Genomic DNA, 6,986 nt, shown 5'->3' on the forward strand with positions numbered 1-6,986 from the left:
CTCCTCATCCTATTTATACATACAATAGAAAATTTACCATTTTTTAGTTATTTTCAGTTTGTTTTTTATGATTAAAATTTTCTAAAAATAACAACCGTTACATGTAAAAATATGTTATATTGAATAAGAACAAACGTTCTTTTTAAAGGGAGGAATTTTTTATGCTACACGAACCCATTATCGTAAAAAAAGAAGCTTTCCACGCAATCGGCGTTTCGGTTACGACGACTAATGAAAAAGAGGCATCTACTGAAGGACAAATCCCACAACTCTGGAACCAATACTTTCAAGAACAAATGATGCATCACATCCCAAATCAACAAACGAAAGAAACATTCGCTTTCTACTCAAACTACGAGTCAGATGAAACTGGTACATATACATTTACAATCGGTACGCCCGTTTCTTCATTAGAAGACGTTCCTGAAAATATGACAACTTTAACAATACCTGCCGCTACATATGCGGTATTTACAACAAGAAAGGGACCAGTTGCTGAAGTCGTTTGTGAAGCTTGGGAATATATTTGGAAATGGTCGAAAGAAAATAAACGTGCCTTCACAACAGATTTTGAGCTTTACGATGAAAGAGCATTAGACCCAAATCATGCACAATTGGATATTTATATTGCGTTAGCCTAAAAAAAGATGCCCATTCGGCATCTTTTTTTGTCGTTAAATAGCTACTGGGCAAATTCATTATTATTGTCTACAATGAGAAAGTGCAGTATAGAAATATTAGAAACTGTATAAAACGATTGTTAATAAGTTTTTTAGTTTAAATTCGTCACATAGAAAGGAAGCAATATGGAGGAACTACAACAAAATAAAACTGCTTTAGAAGGAAGCGGAAAACCGTTATTAAAAAATACGAATTTCCTTTTTCTTTGGGCAGCTACTCTTTTTTCAAGCTTTGCTTTAGCCTTTTTTACTTTTTCACAAACGTGGTACATAGCAAAAACATTAAACCTTGAAGCTTCACTCGGTGTTGTTTTCGTAGCTCTTAGTGTTCCAAGGCTTATTTTTATGATTGTCGGCGGCGCTGTAGCTGATAAATTCCCGAAAAAAAACATTATGTTTTACTCCAATATCATTCGAGCGATTCTTGTCGCAACCATTCTCACATGGTTTATCGTTGGTGATGTAACACTATATACATTTGCTTTATTCGCTTTATTCTTTGGACTTGCTGATGCTTTCTTCTGGTCAGCAGATGGATCTATCTTACCGGAATTGGTAGAAAAAAGCCGGTTAACACAAGCAAATTCGCTTACACAAATGACGAACCAAGCATCGGTCATCTTAGGCCCTGTACTTGGTGGTATTCTCATTAAATTTACGAACTATGAGACAATCTTTTCCATTACGATTTTATTACTGATTGTCGCTGCCATACTCGTTCAAAAAATACAATTTACGATGCCAGAACAAAAAGATACAGCTAAAGGTATGTTCACTTCCATTAAAGAAGGAATCTTATATGTAAAGGAATCGCCATTCCTTTCAACTTTCCTTATTTGTAGCGCTTTTTTAAACTTATTTTTAATCGGCCCGATGCAAGTTGGTTTCCCTCTTTTTGTTAAAAACGTTCTGCATGGTGATTCGCTCCAGTTTAGTTACTTAGAAGCATCTGTAGGCGGCGGAATGGCAATCGGTGCTATCATTGTAGGTTTAAAAAATATTAATCGTAGACGCGGTCTATTTTGTATTATCATGATGCTATTGTCTGGTGTATTCTTCTTAGCCATCAACTTTAGCACCGTACTTTGGCAAGCACTATTAGCCGGCATGTTTTATGGTATTACAATCGCAATGGCGATTGTACCGCTTATGGCAATGATTCAATCGACAGTAAAAGAAGAAATGATGGGACGCGTAATGAGTTTACTTATGCTATCATCAATGGGCTTTATCCCGCTCTCTTATGCATTCACATCACTTGCACTTGCAATGGGAATTCCAATCGTAACCGTTATGAAAAGTGGTGCAATAGCTGTTATCGTCTTCGTACTATTTGTAGCGATTCGTATTCCAGTTGTAAGGAAGTTCGATTAGCCACTTAGAGTCATGTATTATACGCATGACTCTTTTTTGAATGGATCAAATAGTGATATTCCCTTACTTCTCCTTAATGCTGCTCCCCATTCTAATCCAACCTCTAAAAATAAATCTCGCACTGTACTGTATAAAAGTGCCCCAATGTCTTTACGAATTTCCCCATATTTATATGCTCTTACAACACTTTTCACGCGCCAAATTAAATTTCCATACACTTCTTCGTCAGCTAATATTTGCTCTAGTAAAACACCTTGTTCTAGTAACCCACTCTTTTTATACGCAAGCTCGACCTTACTCCAAAATATATTAATTTTCTTCGGATTACTCGTCATCGGCACCAGTGCGTATATAAAAGGCTTCGGTATATCATGACGGCAATACGTCTCATCAAGCTCATACGTTCCTTTTCTTTTCTCTTTTATTTGTGAAATGTTTTTAGAAAGAATTGTTTTCCCAGCAATTTTTTGCTCATTTTTACTACAGCCAGTTGCATTATCCTCAGTTTTACAAGCGGACATTTTCATACGGTCATCCATGCGGTCAATCGCAGATGTAAGAAATACATATAAGTTCGCACTATACCCGCCGCGTTTATGCCTTTCTTTTGTTGCAACACGCTTTATAATTCCTAGTTCCTCTAACTTTGCAATTGAACGGCGTACTGTACGAATACTCTTTCCAACATTCGTCGCAATCGTCCCCATTAATGGACAAGCGACTCCTACTGTTTTTTGTTTCTCATTCACCGCATATTTTCCTAAAAAATGAATAATGATAGAATCAGTTTTATTCAATTGAAATCGGTAGCACTTCAAAACTTGTTTTTGATATGTATTAAACTCTTCTTTACTTCGAAATTCACTATATGGTTTCATTAAATTATATAAGCTTCCCATTTATATCACCTCATTTATAAGTAAGAGGCAGGAAGCGAAATTGGCGTGATAGTTAATATTTTTTAATGGAGATGAAAATATGATCGTAATTAGCGCTTGTTTAGGTGGGATTGCTTGCCGTTATGACGGGAATGACAATCTTGTTTCAAAAATAGAGGAGCTTCTGCAAAAAGAAGATACAGTCCTCATTTGCCCTGAAGTATTAGGAGGACTACCAACACCTCGTCCTTCCGCTGAAATTATTGGCGGGAATGGCGACGACGTTTTAGACGGAAAAGCGAAAGTGATAACAAAAAATGGTGAAGATGTCACAGCAGCTTTCGTAAATGGTGCTTATAAAGCATTAGAACAAATTAAAGATTTACACCCAGAATATATTATTTTAAAAGAACGCAGCCCATCTTGTGGTAGTTCTACGATTTACACTGGAGAATTTAACGGTAATAAGCAAACTGGTTTCGGAGTGACAACTGCTTTATTTAAAAGACACGGATTTAAAGTCATTTCAGAAGAAGAATTTGAAAACAAAAAAAGGAATTGACCCTGTTCGTCAATTCCTTTTTATCTGTCTTATTTCACACTTAGTTTTTCTTTCACTTTCGCTGGAAGCTCGTCTTTTTTCACTTCTTCCCAAGCTGTTACACCTTTTTTATCTGAGTGGTATACGCGTAGGAATGCTTCTTTACGAAGATTTTTTTGAGCTATGAATTCTAATTCTTTCTCTTTACCGTCTTTATCAAAGCCAGTCAGTTTATATTCATAATCTTTAAATTTCTGCCCATTACTATCTTTACTATCAAATTCTTTTCCATCTACTGTAATTTGAACATAATACTCATCTTTACCCATACGGTTTAAATCACAACCAACTAACAAACTTGCAAATACAACTAAAATACTAAATAGTGCAATGTATCTTTTCATTTCCTTCACCTCATATGTTTTTTCTTATATTCTTATCTTAAAGCCCGGAGCTTAAAGAAGAAATTCAAAAACATGACATGAACATTACACTTTTGTAAGATAATAATTATTTCTTCACTTTAGAAATTGTCATTCCATTAAGCTTCTGTATAACGTTTTTGTTTCTCACGCTCATCAGCTACACTACCGCCAATAACGTCTTTCACGCCAATTTCGCCACTTATCACGTAATTTCCTTATACCGTTTATTACGCCTTCTATTATGCCCTCAATTATAATCTCTATTACAAGATATCTCACTAAACTAATAATAGGTTTAATTACGTATCTCCCTATAAATTCAAGAATATCCTCCATCATATTTTCCTCCTTCTTTTAAAAGGAAGCTGCTACTCCTCCGCGTCCTTTTACGTCCAGTTACAATTGCTGCCCTACTGCGGTATATATCAACAAAGATAATACGACAACAACATCCACGATAACGCTATTGAATTTGGAAGAAACTTCGGTAAATACTAATACTGTAGTTAACATGGCTAAGAGAATTATTTTTTCACCTATATTCGGAGATGCTCCCAAAAACTTTATAAAATCAAAGACAACTTTACTACAATTCTTCCTGTAACTAATTTATTATCGTGGTAAACCGTCTTCCACTACATCCGTAACAGTTCCATTCGGTTCAAAGTTTACATTTTTTCTACATAATCTTATCTTAAAATGAACAATATGAATCTCGAATTCACAGCGTTAATCATATATACCATATATAATAACATTTAAATTAAGATCTAAAGTAACTTTACATACATTTCCTGTTTTAACGCAAAAAGAAAAGACCTTTCTAACGATTTTATTCTATCGCTAAAAAGGTCTTTTCTTTTTTGGCTAAAAACTTAGCACTCTTCTGGCTTACCAGCATTCGATGCTGTACGGAAAGATGATCCACATCCGCATGATGCGATTGCGTTTGGATTGTCGATTGTAAATCCGCCGCCAAGCATAGATTGTTTATAGTCAATTTTTACTCCTTTAACTATTGGAGCACTTTCTGTATCGATAACAAATTCAACACCGAAAAACTCAAGAACTGTGTCGTCTTCTTTTGGTTCTACTTCAAATCCTAAGCCGTAAGAAAGACCGCTACATCCGCCGCCGTGTACAGCAAGGCGCACATACTTCTCTCCATCTTCAGCATCTTTTAACATATCTTTAATTTGAAAAGCTGCTTGTTCTGTTACTTCAATCATGAAATACACCTTCCTTTCTGTTCTTAGTTCATTATACATCTTTACGCTTCTATCTTGTACTCATACACTCCGCGGCAAATTACTTCCGCAGGTCCTTTCATCAACACGTTTCCTTCTTCAGTCCACGCAATCATTAAATCGCCGCCAGCTAAATGGACTGTAATTTCCTTACCACGTTCCATCTTTCCATTTAAAATAGCAGCTACAACTGCAGCGCACGCTCCTGTTCCGCAAGCTTGCGTTACACCAGATCCACGTTCCCAAACGCGGAAGTTCATCTCGTCATTATTCAAAATTTCGATAAACTCAACATTTACTCGCTCTGGGAACATTTCATGTGTCTCGAGAACTGGTCCAAGTGTTGTAAGAGGTGCTTTTTCTACATCATCAACAAAAATAACCGCATGCGGATTTCCCATTGAAACAGCTGTAAATGCATAACGATGATTATTGTATAAGAAGTTTTCACGAATAAATGGTGTTTCACCTTCACCAAGCATCGGTATTTCTGCACGTGTTAGACGAGGTGCTCCCATATCGATTTTTGCTAATGTCACGACACCATCTTCTACTGTTACTTCAGCCGTTACAATACCAGCTAACGTTTCAATTGTGAAAACTGTTTCTTCTACTAGTTTATGCTCATACGCATATTTCGCTACGCAGCGTAAACCGTTACCACAGCTCTTTCCTTCAGAACCATCATTATTAAACATACGCATCTTCACCGGAGCTACGTCTGAAGGGCAAATTAAAATCATCCCGTCTGCTCCAATACCAGTATTAATATTTGAAACCTTTTCGGCCACAAGGGCTAAATCTTCTTCAGGAATTTGCTCTTCAAACATATTTACATATATATAACTATTGCCAAGACCATGCATTTTTGTAAAAGAAAATTGGCTCATTTATATTCACTCCAAAATAATTTGTTATGTTAAGTATAAAATGCATGCTTTTAGAACACAATATGAATGTCCCCCGTTTCTCATATTTGACAACGTTTGGCGATGAGCCACTCTTACACAATTTGTGTAAGAAAAAAGCCCTTCTAAAAAGGGCCTTTTTTTATTTATCCTACTATTTTCGATTTGGGAAGACTAATACTCAGTATTAGTCTTCCCCACGAAATAAAGTTTTATCTAATGAAAAAGGTGCTGCTAATTCGCAACACCTTAAAACATTGGATTTTCATCCAAATACTCATATACATTATTAACAAGCTCTTCTACTGTTGCACCTTGTACAACTTCACCATTTACAAGTGCAAATGGTCCTTCAAAACAAATGCCACAATATCCTAAACAACCATACTCCATTACATCTAAATTCGGATCTTTTTCTAATTTTTCTAGAGCTGCTTGTGAACCACTTGCAAGGTTACCTACACAAAATTCAATTAATGGTTTAATCAAAATTCTCCCCCCTGTACTACAAAACAAATTACCTTTTCACTTTATCTATAAGAAGAAAACTAAGCTGTTTCTTGTTGTTTTCGTTACACAGTCTAAACTATTTAGTTACTTCATTACTTCACTTCAAAGTAGATGATTTCTTCTATATAACATGCTACTTACAATGAAAGAGTAACTTAAAAAGAAAAACAGTTTACTTTTCTTCTTATTGTACAACAGAGTATTCATTCATGCATTGTTATTTGTTCACAAATTCGATATAATTTGATTGAGTAAAGTCAAAATATTTTATTAATATAAAATTTTATGATTAGGGGATATTTCAACAGAAAAGGGGTAATCCATCATGAAACACCTCGTAATACTAGGTGGCGGCTACGGTGGAATGAGAATTCTACAAAGGCTACTTCCAAGCAACCAACTTCCAGATGATGTACAAGTGAC

At 35.6% G+C, this 6,986-nt stretch carries 9 protein-coding genes and 1 pseudogene; 4 read left to right on the top strand and 6 right to left on the bottom strand.

What is annotated here, in order from left to right:
* The first annotated feature begins 161 nt into the window (after positions 1-161).
* Positions 162-641 carry a GyrI-like domain-containing protein gene (locus HMPREF2590_RS21305; RefSeq protein ID WP_000902162.1) on the top strand — a complete coding sequence of 160 codons (480 nt, stop codon included), beginning with the start codon at positions 162-164 and terminating at the stop codon, positions 639-641.
* Positions 642-806: 165 nt separating this feature from the next.
* The gene (locus HMPREF2590_RS21310) at positions 807-2,054 is read left to right on the top strand and encodes an MFS transporter (RefSeq protein ID WP_000391937.1); all 1,248 of its coding nucleotides are present in this window, start codon (positions 807-809) and stop codon (positions 2,052-2,054) included.
* 17 nt (positions 2,055-2,071) lie between these two features.
* Here the strand turns inward: HMPREF2590_RS21310 and HMPREF2590_RS21315 are convergent, their stop codons facing one another.
* Positions 2,072-2,953, bottom strand: a complete 882-nt coding sequence (locus HMPREF2590_RS21315) for a helix-turn-helix domain-containing protein (RefSeq protein ID WP_000535262.1) — start codon at positions 2,951-2,953, stop codon at positions 2,072-2,074.
* Positions 2,954-3,032: 79 nt separating this feature from the next.
* On the opposite strand from HMPREF2590_RS21315, the gene HMPREF2590_RS21320 reads away from it, so the two are divergent.
* Positions 3,033-3,494: a 2-thiouracil desulfurase family protein gene (locus HMPREF2590_RS21320; RefSeq protein WP_000635484.1), complete on the top strand. Its 462-nt coding sequence runs from the start codon at positions 3,033-3,035 to the stop codon at positions 3,492-3,494.
* 29 nt (positions 3,495-3,523) lie between these two features.
* Here HMPREF2590_RS21320 and HMPREF2590_RS21325 read toward each other — a convergent pair whose 3' ends face one another.
* The 5 genes and pseudogenes from HMPREF2590_RS21325 to HMPREF2590_RS21340 form a co-directional block, all read right to left on the bottom strand.
* The gene (locus tag HMPREF2590_RS21325) at positions 3,524-3,877 is read right to left on the bottom strand and encodes a YxeA family protein (RefSeq protein ID WP_000833146.1); all 354 of its coding nucleotides are present in this window, start codon (positions 3,875-3,877) and stop codon (positions 3,524-3,526) included.
* A 143-nt stretch (positions 3,878-4,020) separates the two neighbouring features.
* Positions 4,021-4,089 (bottom strand): annotated as a pseudogene (locus tag HMPREF2590_RS30905) (methyltransferase); the annotation flags it as partial.
* A 684-nt stretch (positions 4,090-4,773) separates the two neighbouring features.
* Positions 4,774-5,127, bottom strand: coding sequence for a HesB/IscA family protein (locus HMPREF2590_RS21330; RefSeq protein WP_000573825.1), 354 nt, complete (start codon positions 5,125-5,127; stop codon positions 4,774-4,776).
* 41 nt (positions 5,128-5,168) lie between these two features.
* On the bottom strand, positions 5,169-6,035 hold the full coding sequence (gene dapF, locus HMPREF2590_RS21335; protein ID WP_000077397.1) for a diaminopimelate epimerase: 867 nt from the start codon (positions 6,033-6,035) through the stop codon (positions 5,169-5,171).
* 267 nt (positions 6,036-6,302) lie between these two features.
* On the bottom strand, positions 6,303-6,542 hold the full coding sequence (locus HMPREF2590_RS21340) for a YuzB family protein (RefSeq protein WP_000595026.1): 240 nt from the start codon (positions 6,540-6,542) through the stop codon (positions 6,303-6,305).
* 346 nt (positions 6,543-6,888) lie between these two features.
* Here HMPREF2590_RS21340 and HMPREF2590_RS31265 point away from each other — a divergent pair.
* Positions 6,889-6,986 (top strand): hypothetical protein (locus tag HMPREF2590_RS31265; protein ID WP_481747579.1); only part of this gene is annotated, 98 nt, incomplete at its 3' end.

The sequence above is a fragment of the Bacillus sp. HMSC036E02 genome, assembly GCF_001836235.1.
Taxonomy (GTDB): Bacteria; Bacillota; Bacilli; order Bacillales; family Bacillaceae_G; genus Bacillus_A; species Bacillus_A cereus.

Coding starts and splice junctions, on each gene's coding strand:
- dapF (WP_000077397.1), bottom strand. CDS start 6,035: ATGAGCCAATTTTCTTTTACAAAAATGCATGGTCTTGGCAATAGTTAT.
- HMPREF2590_RS21305 (WP_000902162.1), top strand. CDS start 162: ATGCTACACGAACCCATTATCGTAAAAAAAGAAGCTTTCCACGCAATC.
- HMPREF2590_RS21325 (WP_000833146.1), bottom strand. CDS start 3,877: ATGAAAAGATACATTGCACTATTTAGTATTTTAGTTGTATTTGCAAGT.
- HMPREF2590_RS21320 (WP_000635484.1), top strand. CDS start 3,033: ATGATCGTAATTAGCGCTTGTTTAGGTGGGATTGCTTGCCGTTATGAC.
- HMPREF2590_RS21315 (WP_000535262.1), bottom strand. CDS start 2,953: ATGGGAAGCTTATATAATTTAATGAAACCATATAGTGAATTTCGAAGT.
- HMPREF2590_RS21310 (WP_000391937.1), top strand. CDS start 807: ATGGAGGAACTACAACAAAATAAAACTGCTTTAGAAGGAAGCGGAAAA.
- HMPREF2590_RS21330 (WP_000573825.1), bottom strand. CDS start 5,127: ATGATTGAAGTAACAGAACAAGCAGCTTTTCAAATTAAAGATATGTTA.